This is a genomic window from Bacillus cereus group sp. MG20 (assembly GCF_040459885.1).
In the GTDB taxonomy this organism is placed as follows: domain Bacteria; phylum Bacillota; class Bacilli; order Bacillales; family Bacillaceae_G; genus Bacillus_A; species Bacillus_A cereus.
Window position 1 is genome coordinate 73,443 of sequence record NZ_JARVHF010000001.1, and the last position, 17,107, is coordinate 90,549.

Here is a 17,107-nt window from a genome sequence, read left to right on the forward strand (position 1 = left end):
ACAATGTATGGTATAAACCGGCCAACAATAAAAGAAAAAATATTAATTTTAGTTACTGAGATTATCTATCTAATCATTGCGTATTACTTACTTTTCATTACTTATTTCAAACCAGGCATTTCAATAGGGCTGTTTATAGCTTTGATTATCACCGCTTTACGATTAACGGCTATGATGTTTATATGGTTGCCTAGAGGGATTTCATGGCAAGAAGCCATTATGAACAGTATTGCTTTTGGAATTTATTATTTAGGTTTTCCAATCTTAATGATTACTAGTAATCAGGATCCTAATTTAATATTACTTACAATAGGTTGGATATTGTTTTTAGGAGGAAGTATGTTAAACACAGTTTCAGAGCTACTTAGAAAATCCTTTAAAGACAATCCTGTAAATCAAGGTAAGCTATATACAGGTGGTTTATTTAAATATGCGATTCATATTAATTATCTGGGGGATTGCCTTTGGGTGTTAGGTTTAGCATTTATCGCTAGCAATATTTATAGTTTATTTCTACCTCTAGGCTTGTTTTTTGTATTCGTTTTTGAATATATTCCAAAATCTGATGGTTACTTACAGAAAAAGTATGGAGAACAATTTACAGTCTATAAACAGAAAACAAAAAAATTAATACCGTTTATTTGGTAAATCAATTTCATAAATTATAAAAAGCGCAGGATCAGCATCCTGCGCTTTTCTATCGTAATTCAGCGGTTTTTCTAATGACAATCTTATCAATATCATCTTCTTCATCACCAATAAATAATCCGCGTTCTTTTAAATATGCTTCAAAATATAAATCTGCTTCAGCGCGTTCGTCATATGGCTTTACAGAGAGAACGAAACCTAATTTGTTTTGTTCTTCTAAGTGAGAAGTGGAGATGTAAGCCGGTACATTATGGCGTAAAAAGAGTTCTTTAACCGGAATAATCATATCTTTCATTAATTTCGTTAGCATACCCATTTCAAATTCGAAATTAAAGCGATCTATACTAGATAAATCAGCGAATACTACACCGATAAAACCTGTATTAAATACTTCTTGATATTCTACATCTTCATCATGGCCGCCATAAAAATTCTTTTCGATTAAATAATTTACAAAATAAGCAACGCCATCACTTTGTTCAAATGGTTTCGTTGAAAGAACAAAACCAATTTTCTTTTGTTTATGTAAATACACACATGACATGTATGCTGAAATGTTATGTTCTTTAAATAAAGCACTTGTTGCTCCAGAGAGACCATCTAGTACGTGATGAACAATTTGAAGTTTTTTACGAGCGAAATAATAGGATTTCTTTTGTAACTCCAATGTATCAATAAAGACAGAGCCGATAAAGCCTGTATTTGAAATAATAGGTGCTTGCTTTTTTCTTCCTCTGCGCTTTAATGGAGCCATTGTTAAAATCATCCCTTCATGTACGTTTAAAATAAAAAGAACGTTTGTTCGTATATTTATATTTTACTATTAAAACGCTATAAAGTAAAGGGTTTTTGATGAAAATATAACAAAAAAGACACCTTATAAAAGGTGCCTTAAACGCTGTAAGGGATAGGGTTTACCCTAACTATTTATATTATGATACAGAAACAATCTCTTCTGTATCTTCTACATCTAAATGACAGTCCATAGTACGAACATCTTGATCTTCATGACTTCCGAAATAAATAGTAATTTTCATATGTATCGCTCCTTTATTCTAGGAATACCTAAAATAATTACTAGTAATGTTAATATTTATTATATACCACTTTTTTCATTCCGACAACGTTATATCATTTTTAATTATTTTAAACTATAGAGCACAATTTAAAGAGGTACTTTTTATAGAAAATGGTAAATTTCTAATATGTTATATTTAATATAGAAAAATTCGAGTGTTACTTTTTATGAAAAGGAGAACTATTGATGAATTATAAACAACTACTACTAGATAACTTTGCATTTAAAACTTCATATGTTGCACAATTTGTGCCCGGAATGAGTATAAAAAAAACGAAAGATTATATTGCTGTTGATTGTGGATTACCTGCCGATACATTTAATATCATCACTCTACTAAACAATAATTTAACGGAAGGGATCGAGAAATTATATAAAGAGGTAGAATACTATTATCAAAGAAATTTTCCAATGAGTGTTTGGTTATGGGATGAGGAGCAAGAGCGGGATATAAAAAGTGAGTTAATTAAAATCGGTTTAAAAGAAGTGGAACAGAATATTGCGATGGTAGCAGACTTAAAAACAATTTCCCCAACAATAAACATGCCAGTAAGTTTTACTATTCAACAAGCATCTTCACCTGGACAAATAAATAAATTTGGAGAAACGTTAGCTGATCTATTCGGCACATCAGAAGAAGGTATACATGTACAAGCATTCTATAATCAAATTTCTAATCTTGATATATGTAACAGTGAGAATCTGAAATTATTTTTAGGGTTATATGAAGGTGAAGTCGTAACTGTTGGTTCATTGATATGTTCAAAAGATAGTATTGGTATTTATGACATAGCAACGAAAGAAGGAATGAGAGGACGAGGGTTCGGATCTGCTATGTTCAATTTCCTGCTGCAAGAAGCACATAAATTTAAAAATACGTATTGTGTATTACAAGCTTCACCCGATGGAATCAATATTTATAAAAAATCTGGATTTCAAGCTATCGGCAAAATGACTGTATTGGAAAATCGACATTTAATTGAGTAAATCATTCAAGTTAAATCGTCTTTATATAGGAGCTTATAAATCGTTATGAAAAAGATATATCTCGTTACAATAATTTGTGCCTTTATAATAATAAGTATCTTTGTTTTTCAGAAAATAAATGAACATAAGTATACTAAAGCTATTAATCAATCAAATCATATAAAAAATATCGCACATAGAGGTGCTTCTGCACATGCGCCTGAACATACAATAGCAGCATATAAATTAGGACAAAAAATGAATGGAGATTATATAGAAATTGATCTCCAAATGACAAAAGATGGGCATTTAGTGGCAATGCATGACGAAACCTTAAACCGTACAACAAATGGTACTGGGCTAGTGAAAGAGCATACATTAGAAGAAATAAAGCAACTAAATGCTGGTTCTTTTTTAAATGATAAATATCCGAACTTAGCAAAGAAAGAATTTGAAAATGCTAAAGTCCCTACATTAACAGAAATTGTTAAAACGTTTGGGCAAAATGCGAACTATTATATTGAAACAAAATCACCTAATGAATATCCAGGAATGGAAGAAAAATTATTAGAAATTATTAATCACTACGAAATACAGGATAAAGTTATTATTCAATCGTTTAGTGAAGAAAGTCTACAAAAGATTCATAGCTTAAATAGTAATATATCTTTAGTACAATTATTACCTTATAAAAAAGCAGTTCAATTAAAAGAATTAGAGATAGAAAAGTATAAAACGTACTGTATAGGTCTTGGTATGAATTACAAATATATTGATTCAGATTATGTAAATAAAATAAAGAAAAACGGATTAGAAGTTCATCCATTTACAGTAAATAATGCAAAAGATATGAAAAAGATATGAAAAAGTTACTTTCATGGGGAGTCGACGGGATGTTTACTAATTATCCGGATCGTTTACATTCAATATTGGATTTGAAAAGTCATGAATAAGAAGTGTTATTCATAAAAGGGAAATTTACACAACCTATATATTAGGATTATCAATGCAAGATGGCATGTTGCATATAAAAAGAAAATACCAAAAACCGCAACTGGAAGACCTGGCTTGCGGTTTTTTTATTGCTTCGATTTCAGTTTACAAAGTTTGAAGCTAGAAATGTAAATCTATTTAGATGAATTGGCTTCTTATGTATTTGTACTTCGGATCGTTCTAGGTATATGTACAACCCATGAGACGAGTTTTGCATATGATAATAGAAAAGGAGATGTTGCATATTGAAATACCAAACTAGAAACGTAAATAATCTGAATAAATTAGCGGATAATACGAAAGCTGCAGCTTTTAAGTGGTATCAGTACTGTATCGACAATGGAATTGAAGTATTAATTTATGAAACAATCCGTACAGTCGAGCAACAACGTGAATATGTTCGTAAAGGAGCATCACAAACGATGCGCTCATATCACTTAGTAGGACAGGCATTAGATTTTGTTCCAATTCAGTCGAATGGTACAGAAGATTGGAATGGCTATAATAAAGAACCGTGGGCTTCAGCAATTCGTTATGCTAAACAAATTGGTTTTGAATGGGGCGGTGACTGGAAAGGATTTGTGGATAGCCCGCATTTGCAATATAACTACAAAGGGTATGGAACGGATACTTTTGGAAAAGGTGCTCAAAACGTAGTGACTCCTCCCACGTCGAATGATAGTGTAGGGGTTGCTTATATTAACGGTAGTAATATAAATTTAAGAAAAGGACCTGGTACTGGATATGGCGTTATTCGTCAATTAGGGAAAGGAGAGTCCTACAAAGTATTTGGACAAACAAATGGTTGGTTAAATCTAGGTGGCGATCAGTGGGTTTATAACGATCCATCATACATCCGTTATACGGGAGGAAATGTACCAGCAACTTCACAATCATCAAACGATGGTGTAGGTGTAGTTACTATAATCGCTGATGTATTGCGTGTTCGTACCGGTCCAGGAACAAATTACGGCATTGTGAAAAACGTGTACCAAGGTGAAAAATATCAATCGTTTGGATATAAAGATGGTTGGTATAATGTTGGTGGAAATCAATGGGTTTCTGGTGAATATGTTACGTTTGTAAAGTAAAAATAAGAGCCGTCCTGTTGGGCGGCATTTTATTTTAAATATTCATAGGACGAGCATTCATAATATTATTTGTAATACATAGAGTATAATTTTTCATTCTAATAATCAGAAAGTAATCAAAATGTAATTAATTTCAACTACGCTTTTTATATTTTTTTGATACACTGGCTACGAGGGGGATACCAATTAAAGTGGGTAAAAACCAAAACCATATTGGTGGAAGTAAATTTAAAATGGGAATATGGATGCCGATATTTACTAAAAGTGCGGTGACTGCACCAATATAAGAACCTAGCATACCTCTAATGTGGTGATGGAGCCAATTTTTCCAACGTTTTTTTCGTGCAAGGTATCCATAAATCGCAAATGAATAAGAGAAGATTGCTACATAAAATAAATATGCGATTTTATCCCAGTTGATAATGGATAATATTATTGCCGTAAGGGTAATGACAACATAGGATGCATGATATATTTCGCCCCATTCGGTATGTTTTCCTTTCTTCTTTTGGGCAACCATCGCTACAATACCAGTGATTAAGCATATTGTTCCAAATAGGATGTGTATGGTTAAAAGAATGTTAAAAATGCTCATAATAATTCCTCCTTTTTTATTTTTATAGTATTGCAGTATAGGAGAAAAGTTGAAAAATATAGTTAGTTCGGCTTAATATATTGAAATAAAGGTATTCCTAGAACAAAACCCAATGATTTAAATGTTTAGTGAGATGCTTATTATGTTAAATGAAGGAGAGACTTCTATGTTTACATCTATTACATATTTACAATCGGGCAATGACAAGCAACAAAAAATATATGATGTTTTGAATAGCCTAAACATAATGGAGAATTTAGCTTTATATAATCCCGTTCTTTGCGGGACAATCCCTATAAGAATTGATACTCCTCAATCTGACTTAGATATTGTAATGGAAGTATATAACTTTGATGTTTTTGAGCAGGAAATGAGATCTTTATATGGCTCTTATGGAGGGTTCAACATAAAAAAGAAAAAAATTAAAGGTACTGAATCGATAAAGGTGAATTTTAAATTCGAAGGTTTTGAATTTGAATTATTTGCTCAACCGAAGCCAGTGCGTAATCAAAATGCATATAGACATATGATAGTGGAACACATGTTATTAATGCAACATCCCCATATAAGGGAAGAAGTTATTCGCTTAAAGGAACAAGGTTTAAAAACAGAACCTGCTTTTGCTCAAGTATTAAATATTGACGGAGATCCTTATGAAAAACTTATTTTATTAGGGCAGGAAATGAAATTGTGGTAAATAAGATACGTAAAAAAATCCTCCAAAAACAAAAGAGGATTTTTTTATGCCGTTAACTTTCGAATTAATTCACTGAGCAATTTAATCCCGTAAGTCATTTGTTCTGGTGAAGCATATCCATATGATAAACGAATGTACTGATCTGATTCTTCTTCATAAATACGTCCTGGGTTTAAAAGAATTCCTTTTGATAGAGCCTCTGAAAATAGTTTTTTCATCGGAATGTTATGTACAACCTTTAGCCATATAAAAAATCCACCACTAGGAATATCCCACGATGCAATATCTGCACAATATTTATTTAAAGCTCGTATCATTATTTGTCTTCGCTCTTTCAGGTGCATTCTTACGTTTGCTACATGTTCTTCATAAAAACCTTCATTTATCCATTCAGCAGCTACTCTTTGAGATAAAGAGCTGGATCCATAGTCTGTTTGCATTTTTATATCTGACAATCTATCAATAACAGGTTCTGGTCCGATTATCCATCCAATTCTAAGTCCTGGGCTAAGTGTTTTAGAGAGACTACCAATATATAATACATGTCCATGTTTATCCATCGACTTTAAAGGAGCTGGAGGTGATTCATCAATCCATAACTCTCGGTAAATATCATCCTCGATGATAGGCAACTGCTCTTTTTCACATATTTTTAATATTTCTTTTCTTCGCTCTTTGGACATCAATATCCCCGTTGGATTTTGAAAACAAGGGATTGAATATAAAATATTATTCTTTTGACTATATTTAATTCGTTTTAATAAGTCGTTAGGTAAAATACCGTGATGGTCCATTGATATACCGGATAAATTTATATTTGCTGATTGAAAAACATGAAGTGAATATAAGTAAGAAGGTTGTTCAAGTAAAACAGTTGATTTTCTATGTAAAAGACCAATCGATATTAATTGTAATGCTTGGAGTGCACCAGAGACTATTAATATAGAATCCGGTGATGCATGTATTCCAAATGATCTTACATATTTGCTTATTGCTTCACGTAACGGATAAAAACCTTTTTGTTCTTCGTATCCGAAATAATCTAATTCCTCACTGACGTTTTTTATTATAGATTGCATAGTTTCGAGCGGGAAAAGATGAGGTGCAAGTTCACCTTTACTAAGATGGATAAGCGTTTTATTTGCTTCTGCTTCATTTATTTCTCGCACCATTAACTTACTTGGTTTATGAATACCGGCTTTTACATATTCACTCCAATCGGGCGGAGGATTAGTTGCTAATAATGACCATGTATTATTCATTACAATTGTTCCTGCTCCGATTTGTCCTTGAATTAAACCATCTGCCATAAGTTCATCTAGCGCAGTAATTACAGTACTTCGATTTACATGAAATAATTTTGCTAACTGCCGCTGACTAGGGATTTTACTTCCAATTGGCCATTCTCCGTTTTCAATTTTTTCTTTCATATAGTCTATTATCTGCTGATATTTGGGCACTTTTTTATCGGTCGTCATATAAAAAACTCCTTCGTTTATTTAAAAGATTCAAAGTGGTTGGTTTTTCCGATAAATAACTGGTTGAAGACATTGTATCAACTATTAAATATGATGAAAAGAAATAATTGGTAATTTAAAAATGGTTGGTTTTTTAGGGAAGGAGAGAAAATATGCATAATAAAAAATGGGATTTACGCATTATATGTGCTCACGCTTTTACAATTCTTATATGGGGAACTGCTTTTCCAGCAATTCGTCTGGGGCTTGAATCTTATACGCCTGAACACCTTACTTTACTACGCTTATTAATCGCCTCATTTATACTTTTGTTATTTTCATTTATATACAAACTACGACTACCGGATTTAAAGGATATCCCAGCAATTTTCATATTTGGTGCTCTAGGATTTACTATTTATCACATCGCATTAAACTACGGCGAAAAAACAGTAAATGCTGGATCTGCAAGTTTAATAATTTCAGTCACTCCAATAGTGACGGCAATTCTTGCTTCTGTTTTTTTGAATGAAAAAATGAAATTAAATGGCTGGATCGGTGGTGTAATGAGTTTTGCAGGAATTGCCTTAATTTCATTTAGCCAGGGCGATGCTATTCAATTGAATAGCGGGGGATTATTTATATTATTAGCGGCGATTTCAGAAAGTCTATTTTTCGTTTTCCAAACATCTTCCTTAAAAAAATACGGCTTCTTACCATTTACCATATATACAATTTTGTCTAGTACTGTATGTATGCTTATTTTCTTACCCGGAGTTTATCAAGAAATACTAGTAGCTCCTCTTGAAGTTAACTTGAGCGTTATATATTTAGGTGTCTTTCCAACAGTACTCCCGTATATTGCATTGGCCTATATTATATCTCGTGCTGGTGCTTCTGAAGCAACAAGTTCTCTATATTTAACGCCAATAACTGCGTGTTTCATTGCTTGGATATGGTTAGGAGAAGTGCCAACTTTAGTTTCGATAATTGGCGGAGGAATTACTATACTTGGAATTGTGATTGCTCATATACCAGTATTAAGAAAAGAAAAACATAGGAATTTAGCAAATAATCAATCCGTATAATGTAATTCAATAATGATTTTATGATACTTTTTCATATAGTTTCTTTCTTATGTTGATAAATATAATATTTTGTATTTCAGTTAAATATTGTATGTTACATTTTATGTAGTAAGCATTTTAAAAGGAGCTGACAACATAATGAATGGAAAAAGAAAATTTTTCACATGTATTTCTATTGTAGGAATCGGACTAGCTAGTTTTTCTAATTCTAGTTTCGCAGCAAGTGTAACGGACAATTCAATACAAAATTCTATTCCCGTAGTTAATCAACAAGTAGCTGCTGCAAAGGAAATGAAACCATTTCCCCAGCAAGTTAATTATGCAGGTGTTATAAAACCGAATCATGTTACACAGGAAAGTTTAAATGCTTCTGTAAGAAGTTACTACGATAATTGGAAAAAGAAATATTTGAAAAATGATTTATCTTCTTTACCTGGTGGTTATTACGTAAAAGGAGAGATTACAGGTGATGCGGATGGGTTTAAGCCACTTGGAACTTCAGAAGGTCAAGGGTATGGGATGATAATTACAGTATTAATGGCTGGTTATGATTCGAATGCTCAAAAAATCTATGACGGATTATTTAAAACAGCAAGAACTTTTAAAAGCTCTCAAAATCCTAATTTAATGGGATGGGTTGTCGCAGATAGTAAAAAAGCACAAGGTCATTTTGATTCTGCTACTGATGGAGATTTAGATATTGCGTATTCTCTTCTTCTTGCTCATAAGCAGTGGGGATCTAATGGAACAGTTAATTATTTGAAAGAAGCACAAGACATGATTACAAAAGGTATTAAAGCTAGTAATGTTACAAATAATAACCGACTAAATTTAGGAGATTGGGATTCTAAAAGTTCACTTGATACGAGACCATCTGATTGGATGATGTCACACCTTAGAGCATTTTATGAATTTACAGGTGATAAAACTTGGCTTACTGTTATTAATAATTTGTACGATGTTTATACGCAATTTAGTAATAAGTACTCTCCAAATACAGGACTTATTTCAGATTTCGTTGTAAAAAACCCACCACAACCCGCACCTAAAGACTTCTTAGATGAGTCAGAATATACAAATGCATATTATTATAATGCTAGTCGAGTACCTTTAAGAATTGTAATGGACTATGCGATGTACGGCGAGAAGCGAAGTAAAGTCATTTCTGATAAAGTCTCTTCATGGATTCAAAATAAAACGAATGGAAATCCTTCTAAAATTGTGGATGGTTATCAATTAAATGGATCCAATATTGGTAGTTATCCAACTGCTGTATTTGTTTCACCGTTTATTGCTGCAAGTATAACGAGTAGCAATAATCAAAAGTGGGTAAATAGTGGTTGGGATTGGATGAAGAATAAGAGAGAAAGTTATTTTAGTGATAGTTATAATTTATTAACTATGTTATTTATTACAGGAAATTGGTGGAAGCCTGTACCTGATGATAAAAAAACACAAAATCTAATAAATGATGCAATTTATGAAGGATACGATAATTAATTAAATTTGAGAATGGTTACTGAAGAAAGGAATTAGCATTCGCTAGTTCCTTTTTAATGTTTTGTAAAACATTATCCATTCTAAAATTCGCATAGATATACTTGCTTTTTTCATATACATAGTTATTGATGACTCTATGTTTTTATGAAGGGAGAGTATTTCTTGGAAAAAGTATTATTTTTCGGAGACCCAGGTATTGATGACTCATTTGCCATTATGTATGGTTTACTGCATCCCGAAATTGAAATTGTCGGTATTGTAACCGGATACGGAAATGTTGAGCATATACATGCTGCACATAATGCAGCGTATATTTTACAGTTAGCAAATAGACAAGACATTCCTGTCATTAGTGGTGCAACAAAACCACTGACAGAAGAAATCACTACGTACTATCCTGAAATTCACGGAGCAGAAGGATTAGGGCCCATCCATGTTCCAGGAAATATATTATCTATTCCAATATATAATTTCGGCAGTATTGCTGCGATTCTTATAAAGTACGGAAAAGATTTAACGATTGTTGATGTAGGAAGATCTACCTCGTTAGCAATTGCTTTTAATTTATGGAATGATTTAATGCTAAATGTAAAAGGAATCTATTTCATGGGTGGTGTTTTTTTAGAAGTAGGAAACGTTACGCCATTAGCAGAGGCAAACGTGTATGGAGATCCGATAGCAAGTAAAATTGTTTTCCATCAAGCAAAGAATTTATTAATATTCCCTTTAAATGTAACAAACAAAGCTGTGTTAACACCAAATGTATTTAACTATATTCAAGCTAATACAAAGAATCCATTTCATATGATAATGAAACCAATGTATGATTACTATCTATCCGCATACCAAAAACTTAATCCATCTATGGAAGGGCCTTTGCTACATGATGTGGTTGCAATAAGTGGATTAGTAAATCCAAGTTTTTTTGAATTTGTGCATCGTACAGTAAATGTAGATACATACGGAGATACGAAAGGACAAACATTTGCTGATTTTCGCCCTAGCTCTTTATCTGAAGGAGCCCATATAGCACTAGAAATAGATGAACAAAAATTCATTCAAGATTTTATAAAAATCATGTTATAAGTTGCTGTCGAAAAAGGGAATTATTTCAATGCGTTGAATATAAAAATACATCCTCTAGATAAAGGAGCTTACAATATTGAATGTCCAGTTAAAGGTTGTTACGAGAGACAATTGGGAAGATGCATTAAAGTTACAAGTTAAAAAAGATCAAAGAAAATTTGTCCCCGCTGTATCAGTTTCACTTGCTAAAGTATATATAAAACCAGATGGTGACAATGTAGAGTACATACCATTCGCTATATACGATGGTGACCTTATGGTTGGTTTTGTTATGCATGCTGTTGTAATAGAGACATCGGATATGTATTGGATTAACGGATTTATTATTGATCAATCGCAACAAGGTAATGGTTATGGAAAAGCAGCATTACAAGAAAGTATTAATATAATAAAAAATACGTTTAAGGCGTGTAAAGAAATTAGATTAACCGTACATAAAGATAATATCTCTGCAAAGAAATTATATGAACGATATGGTTTCATATCATTAGGACAGGAGTATGATGGTGAGCAAGTATATCGTTTATTTGTTTAACTATTAGGAAGTAAAGGTGTGAAATGAAATATGCAATTTACTGAAGTGAAAATTGAAGTGTTCATTCCTGAAGAATATATTGAAACATTAAGGGATGAATTATATAAAATTGGATCATGTAAAACGGGCGAATATGACCATTGTCTTTCCTATAGTTCAGTGAAAGGATATTGGAGACCTTTAGAAGAGGCATCTCCTTTTAATGGAGAAATTGGTCAAATATGCGAAGGACAAGAATGTAAAGTTGAAATAAAGTGTAAACGAGAACTTGTAAAAGATGCTCTTGAAGTTATTAATGATATTCATCCGTATGAAACACCTATGATTTATATTATACCAATACTAAATGACTATTTTGAGAAACTATACATTAAATAACTAGGAGGAATATCAATTGAAAAGTAAATTTCATCATATTGTACGAGCAGTCATGATAAAAGATGAAAAATTATTAGTTGCTGAATATATCGGCCATCATTATTTTTTACCTGGTGGCCATGTTGAAATTGGAGAATCAGCAGAGAATGCATTAAAAAGAGAGTTAAGAGAAGAACTTGGAGTAAACTGTAGTATACAACAATTTTTAGGCGTCATAGAAAATCAATGGCAAGATAAAGAAGTTCTTCATCATGAAATTAACCACATTTTTGAAGTAGAGTCACAAGATTTACATACGGACTTAACACCGAAATCTAGCGAGTCTCATTTAGCATTTCACTGGATAGCTTATAATAAAGAAGCCTTAAATCATTATGAAATCATGCCAATGCCTTTAGTAAAGGAATTACTAGAAAGTAAGTTAAATGATGAACTCCTAAATTGTTGGATTAGTAATTTTTAAATCACTTTATTTATAGTAAATACGTCCATCGAATGAATATAAAGAAAATAGGCTGAAAAACAAGGTACATTACCTAGTGTAAGTTCATATTTTGTTGATGTACGCATTTAGTCTATAGTCTTGTTTCTACTTTGTTTAAAAGAATTTATTAACTTTAATATTTGGACGGAATTTACATTTATAAATGGAGGGTTTCATAATGAATCAGTTTCAACAAGAACTACAATCATTAAACCTTAATGATTATCAAACTGGCAATGTTGTGTATTGGGATCAACAACAAAGTCAATATCCATACTATTACATTCAAGACGATGCACGTCGTTGCGGCGGATGTGGAGGTTGTGGTGGACGTTGCGGTGGATGTGGCGGTAGATGTGGTGGTTGTGCAGGTCGTTGCGGCGGATGTATAGGATGCGCAGGATGTTTCAGTTGCTTTAATTGCTGGAACTGGTGGATTATTTAAGTATAGAAAATCCAAGTTATTTTATATGAAAGAAAGGTGTAAAAACTATTTTGCACTTTTCTTTCATGCTGTAATTTTGATGTGTATTAAGGGGGATTTATTTGTATACATATGATAAGTTGATTTCTTGGGTAGAGGATATAAAAGAAAAAAATCATAGTTCTGCTACAGCACTTTGTATTATAAAAGATAATAAAATCGTACTAGAGCATTATAGTGGTTATCACTCAAATACATCTACAAGCAAGAAAGTAACAGCATCTTCACAATTTAACGTTGCTTCTGCTAGAAAAAGTTATTTAGGATTAATGATAGCGTATGCGCTTTATGAGGGGAAAATAAACTCTATTGATGATGAAGCGATAAAATATTTTAAAGACTTTGATCCTGCATTGCTTAGTAAAACGACGATAAGACATTTAGTAACACATTCGCACGGATTAGAAGAAACGAATGACAGGACAATTTTTCGTGAATTTGCACCGGGACAATCATGGGCGTATAGAGATATTAATGTAAGAATGATGACACGTCTTATTTATCAGCTATATAACAAAAGTTTTCCTGAATTGTTAAAGGAGCGTGTGTTTAAACCTGCTAATTTTCAAGAAACAGGTTGGAGAGTTCAGCGAGATGAAAATTTAGTTGACGTTGTTAATGATCCAAATGAAGACGCAATTAGTGAAATTGGTACGGTAGATGACGGTACTGAAAAAAATTTATTTGTCTCAGCTAGAGAATTTGCGCAGTGGGGTAATCTTCATTTAAATCAAGGTATGATAGATGATAAACAAATTGTTCCAAAAGAAGTTATAAAAATCGCTACGAGTTTGCAGAGCCCAACATTTATAAACAAAGAGCTACCACAAAATGGGGTGTTTTGGTTCATCCAAAATGAGCCTGCACAATTAAGCGAACTTGGTGAACGTATTCCAAAAGGATCGTATCAAATATTAGGGATTACTGGACCGACTATTTTAGTAATACCTGAATATAATGTAGTTGTTGCAAAAATGTATAACAAAAGATATAACTACGGCGGTGATAATTACTTATATTATCTACGTGAATTTAGTAATTTAGTCGCTGATACATTTAGTAACGGTAATAGGGCATAATTACTCCTATAACAAAAAGGAGTGATTGAAAGTGAAAGATAAAGTGAACAAAGATAAAAAGCAAAATATAAAAGATGTAAATACAGAACAAAATGCGATCTATAGCGATCCTAAAGATGCAGCTAATATGCAAACTGTACCGCAGCCGAAAGATTTTGATGAAATCGAATATTAATTTTTCATCCGACTATATGATGAATGAAAAATACGTCTTAAGTCCCATCACATATAAGAAATCATTTGGTAACATATATACATAAGCATTTGAAAATGTCTTATCTTAACAAAGCTTTCTTTAGAAAAATCTGATATAACCTGCAAAAGGCACTTCTTTATGAAGTGTCTTTTTGTGTATATGAACTTAATTACCATTTTCCGTACAGTATCTTGCAATTTATGATGGATATACTAACTGTGAAAATTCATGTCAAGATAAAAGAAGGGGACAGTTAGTATGAAACAAACTTCTATAAATCCGTTACTAATTGTTCTAGGTACAATCATTGTTCAAATTGGCCTTGGAACAATTTATACATGGAGTTTATTTAATCAACCCCTTGTAAGTAAGTTTGGATGGAATCTTAATTCAGTAGCGATAACTTTCTCCATAACTAGTTTTTCTTTATCATTCTCAACTTTATTTGCAGCAAAGTTGCAGAAAAAATTAGGCCTTCGGAAACTTATTGCTACTGCAGGAATTGTTTTAGGACTCGGCTTAATACTTAGTTCACAAATTTCTTCCTTACCACTATTATATTTATTAGCTGGTGTCGTTGTTGGTTATGCGGATGGAACAGCTTATATTACATCACTATCTAATTTAATTAAATGGTTTCCAAATCGGAAAGGGCTTATTTCAGGTATATCTGTATCAGCGTATGGAATGGGCAGCTTAATCTTTAGATATATAAACGGAAATCTTATCGATAACCTTGGTGTATCACAAGCATTCTTATATTGGGGTATTATCGTGTTACTTTTAGTGTTAATCGGATCGTTCTTCTTACGTGAGGCAATTGTAAGTAATACTGTAACTGAAACATTACACAATGACTATACTCCGCGTGAAATGATGCGAACGAAACAAGTATATCTGCTATTTTTTATGTTATTCACCTCGTGTATGGGTGGTTTGTATTTAATCAGTATGGTAAAAGATATCGGCGTACAACTTGTTGGACTTAGCGCAGCAACCGCTGCAAACGCCGTTGCTATGATTGCAATCTTTAATACAGTAGGTAGAATCATTCTTGGGACGTTATCAGATAAAATCGGGCGAATGAAAATTGTCTCTGCAACGTTTATTATTATAGGATTGTCAGTCTTTACTTTAAGTTTTATTCCGCTAAATTACGGAATCTATTTTGCTTGTGTAGCAAGTGTCGCCTTTTGCTTCGGCGGTAATATAACTATATTCCCAGCTATTGTCGGAGATTTCTTTGGATTAAAAAACCATAGTACAAATTACGGGATTGTCTACCAAGGTTTCGGATTTGGTGCGCTTGCAGGATCATTCATTGGAGCGATACTTGGAGGATTTCAACCAACTTTCATTATAATTGGTGTTTTAAGTGTTATTTCCTTCATTATTTCAATATTAATCCGTCCACCAAATGTAGAAAAGAAAAAGGAACTAAAACATTTACATCGGAAAGTAGCTTAATTTTAAAAAGAGTCCTCATACTAGGGCTCTTTTTTATTCCATTAACTTTGCTTCTTTACCAACTCATTAAAGACAGGACAATATCATTTTAAAATTGAATAGATAAGTAAAAAGGAGCGTGACACTTAAAATGAAAATAGTACAGCAGTGGGTACAAGAAGATAGTGATTACATAAGAGAGAAAGTAATTGAATATAATCAAAAATATCTCGCAGATGAAGAAAAAACACCTTCAGAAAAGGTTAGTTTCATAGTAAGAAATGAAAAAGAAGAAATAGTAGGTGGGGTAACAGCAATAACTTTTTGGCACCATATACACGTTGACTTTCTATGGGTTTCTGAAGAGTATAGGCATGAAGGTTACGGAAGCAAGTTAATAAAGCTTATTGAAGAGTTTGCAATTGAAAAAGGGTGTAGGTTAATTAATTTAGATACTTTTAGTTTCCAAGCTCCTGATTTTTATAAGAAACATGGATATAAAGTAATTGGAGTAAGTGAAGATCATCCGAAAGGACATAATCATTATTATTTAGAAAAACGGCTAAAAAGTACATAGAATTTGTTAACATTAGTATTTGGAATACAAATGCAATAAGGGCGAGGTTATTATTAATTTAAGTATTAATTGAATCAATTTTCATACTAAAACTGTAAGAACGTACTTTGGATAATCTTCCTAAGGTACGTTCTTTTTTATATCAGTAGCCTATTTTTATTAACTCCATCAATAGCGGTAAAGGCAAGACTTTACTAACTTATATATATTAAAAGGAGTTAATGGTAGAATGGATAGAAGACAGAAAATTCCTTTTATTAAAAATAGAGGAGGTACATATGAAAAAAGTTAATGTTACATACGCGATTTTGTACAATAAAACTAATGAAAAGATCTTAATGGTAAAAAACAAAGGGGAAAATGGTTCTTATTATACATTACCAGGTGGCGCAGTTAAATTAGGAGAAACGTTAGAAGAAGCAGTAATTCGAGAAGTAAAAGAAGAAACAGGGTTACATATAAACGTAAAAGGGATTTGTTCTATCAGCGAAGCCTTTTTCGAGGAAAGAGATCATCATGCAATTTTCTTTAATTTTCTAGGCGAAATAATTGGTGGGGAGACATATATATCAAGACCAAAAGAAATCGAAGAGATTACTTGGATGGAATTACATATAGCAGCTCCATATTTACGCATACCAGAACATTTACTAGATTTATTACAAAGGAAAGAAACAGTACCGTACTTTTTTAACGGAACAATCGTTCATCAATCTTCATAAAAATATT

At 32.3% G+C, this 17,107-nt stretch carries 19 protein-coding genes and 1 pseudogene; 17 read left to right on the forward strand and 3 right to left on the reverse strand.

Going from position 1 to position 17,107, the window contains the following annotated elements; genetic code table 11:
- The first annotated feature begins 3 nt into the window (after window positions 1-3).
- Window positions 4-648: a methyltransferase family protein gene (locus QCI81_RS00365; protein WP_071732178.1), complete on the forward strand. Its 645-nt coding sequence runs from the start codon at window positions 4-6 to the stop codon at window positions 646-648.
- A 49-nt stretch (window positions 649-697) separates the two neighbouring features.
- On the opposite strand, the gene QCI81_RS00370 is transcribed toward QCI81_RS00365, so the two are convergent.
- Window positions 698-1,402, reverse strand: coding sequence for a hypothetical protein (locus QCI81_RS00370; protein WP_000035355.1), 705 nt, complete (start codon window positions 1,400-1,402; stop codon window positions 698-700).
- Between the two features lie 510 nt (window positions 1,403-1,912).
- Between QCI81_RS00370 and QCI81_RS00375 the strand changes: the two genes are divergently transcribed.
- From QCI81_RS00375 to QCI81_RS00385, 3 genes and pseudogenes are all read left to right on the forward strand, one after another.
- A complete protein-coding gene (locus tag QCI81_RS00375) occupies window positions 1,913-2,713 on the forward strand; it encodes a GNAT family N-acetyltransferase (protein ID WP_001107086.1) in 801 nt (266 codons plus the stop codon).
- Between the two features lie 45 nt (window positions 2,714-2,758).
- Window positions 2,759-3,645, forward strand: a pseudogene (locus QCI81_RS00380) (glycerophosphodiester phosphodiesterase).
- A 285-nt stretch (window positions 3,646-3,930) separates the two neighbouring features.
- Entirely contained in the window at window positions 3,931-4,776 is an 846-nt protein-coding gene (locus QCI81_RS00385) for a M15 family metallopeptidase (protein WP_071732175.1), read from the forward strand.
- Between the two features lie 133 nt (window positions 4,777-4,909).
- Here QCI81_RS00385 and QCI81_RS00390 read toward each other — a convergent pair whose 3' ends face one another.
- Entirely contained in the window at window positions 4,910-5,371 is a 462-nt protein-coding gene (locus QCI81_RS00390) for a DUF2306 domain-containing protein (protein ID WP_053564312.1), read from the reverse strand.
- Window positions 5,372-5,537: 166 nt separating this feature from the next.
- Between QCI81_RS00390 and QCI81_RS00395 the strand changes: the two genes are divergently transcribed.
- A complete protein-coding gene (locus QCI81_RS00395) occupies window positions 5,538-6,068 on the forward strand; it encodes a DUF4269 domain-containing protein (protein WP_071732173.1) in 531 nt (176 codons plus the stop codon).
- Window positions 6,069-6,112: 44 nt separating this feature from the next.
- Here QCI81_RS00395 and norG read toward each other — a convergent pair whose 3' ends face one another.
- Complete coding sequence (gene norG, locus QCI81_RS00400; protein ID WP_071732172.1) at window positions 6,113-7,546, reverse strand: efflux pump transcription regulator NorG; 1,434 nt, start codon at window positions 7,544-7,546, stop codon at window positions 6,113-6,115.
- 152 nt (window positions 7,547-7,698) lie between these two features.
- On the opposite strand from norG, the gene QCI81_RS00405 reads away from it, so the two are divergent.
- The 12 genes from QCI81_RS00405 (at window position 7,699) to QCI81_RS00460 (ending at window position 17,100) form a co-directional block, all read left to right on the forward strand.
- A complete protein-coding gene (locus QCI81_RS00405; protein ID WP_069355696.1) occupies window positions 7,699-8,613 on the forward strand; it encodes a DMT family transporter in 915 nt (304 codons plus the stop codon).
- A 138-nt stretch (window positions 8,614-8,751) separates the two neighbouring features.
- A complete protein-coding gene (locus QCI81_RS00410) occupies window positions 8,752-10,113 on the forward strand; it encodes a family 8 glycosyl hydrolase (protein WP_071732171.1) in 1,362 nt (453 codons plus the stop codon).
- A 162-nt stretch (window positions 10,114-10,275) separates the two neighbouring features.
- The gene (locus tag QCI81_RS00415) at window positions 10,276-11,199 is read left to right on the forward strand and encodes a nucleoside hydrolase (protein ID WP_071732170.1); all 924 of its coding nucleotides are present in this window, start codon (window positions 10,276-10,278) and stop codon (window positions 11,197-11,199) included.
- A gap of 76 nt (window positions 11,200-11,275) precedes the next feature.
- On the forward strand, window positions 11,276-11,734 hold the full coding sequence (locus QCI81_RS00420; protein ID WP_071732169.1) for a GNAT family N-acetyltransferase: 459 nt from the start codon (window positions 11,276-11,278) through the stop codon (window positions 11,732-11,734).
- 30 nt (window positions 11,735-11,764) lie between these two features.
- A complete protein-coding gene (cutA, locus tag QCI81_RS00425) occupies window positions 11,765-12,112 on the forward strand; it encodes a divalent cation tolerance protein CutA (protein ID WP_071732168.1) in 348 nt (115 codons plus the stop codon).
- A 16-nt stretch (window positions 12,113-12,128) separates the two neighbouring features.
- The gene (locus QCI81_RS00430) at window positions 12,129-12,575 is read left to right on the forward strand and encodes an NUDIX domain-containing protein (protein WP_000836831.1); all 447 of its coding nucleotides are present in this window, start codon (window positions 12,129-12,131) and stop codon (window positions 12,573-12,575) included.
- 199 nt (window positions 12,576-12,774) lie between these two features.
- Window positions 12,775-13,041, forward strand: a complete 267-nt coding sequence (locus QCI81_RS00435) for a heterocycloanthracin/sonorensin family bacteriocin (RefSeq protein WP_001071389.1) — start codon at window positions 12,775-12,777, stop codon at window positions 13,039-13,041.
- Window positions 13,042-13,142: 101 nt separating this feature from the next.
- Window positions 13,143-14,159 (forward strand): serine hydrolase domain-containing protein, encoded by a 1,017-nt coding sequence (locus QCI81_RS00440; RefSeq protein ID WP_071732167.1) that lies wholly within the window; start codon window positions 13,143-13,145, stop codon window positions 14,157-14,159.
- 31 nt (window positions 14,160-14,190) lie between these two features.
- Window positions 14,191-14,334, forward strand: a complete 144-nt coding sequence (locus tag QCI81_RS00445) for a hypothetical protein (RefSeq protein ID WP_071732166.1) — start codon at window positions 14,191-14,193, stop codon at window positions 14,332-14,334.
- Between the two features lie 279 nt (window positions 14,335-14,613).
- On the forward strand, window positions 14,614-15,822 hold the full coding sequence (locus tag QCI81_RS00450; protein ID WP_053564303.1) for an L-lactate MFS transporter: 1,209 nt from the start codon (window positions 14,614-14,616) through the stop codon (window positions 15,820-15,822).
- Window positions 15,823-15,952: 130 nt separating this feature from the next.
- Window positions 15,953-16,378, forward strand: a complete 426-nt coding sequence (locus QCI81_RS00455) for a GNAT family N-acetyltransferase (RefSeq protein ID WP_053564302.1) — start codon at window positions 15,953-15,955, stop codon at window positions 16,376-16,378.
- Window positions 16,379-16,656: 278 nt separating this feature from the next.
- Window positions 16,657-17,100 (forward strand): NUDIX hydrolase, encoded by a 444-nt coding sequence (locus QCI81_RS00460; RefSeq protein WP_053564301.1) that lies wholly within the window; start codon window positions 16,657-16,659, stop codon window positions 17,098-17,100.
- Window positions 17,101-17,107: the final 7 nt, after the last annotated feature.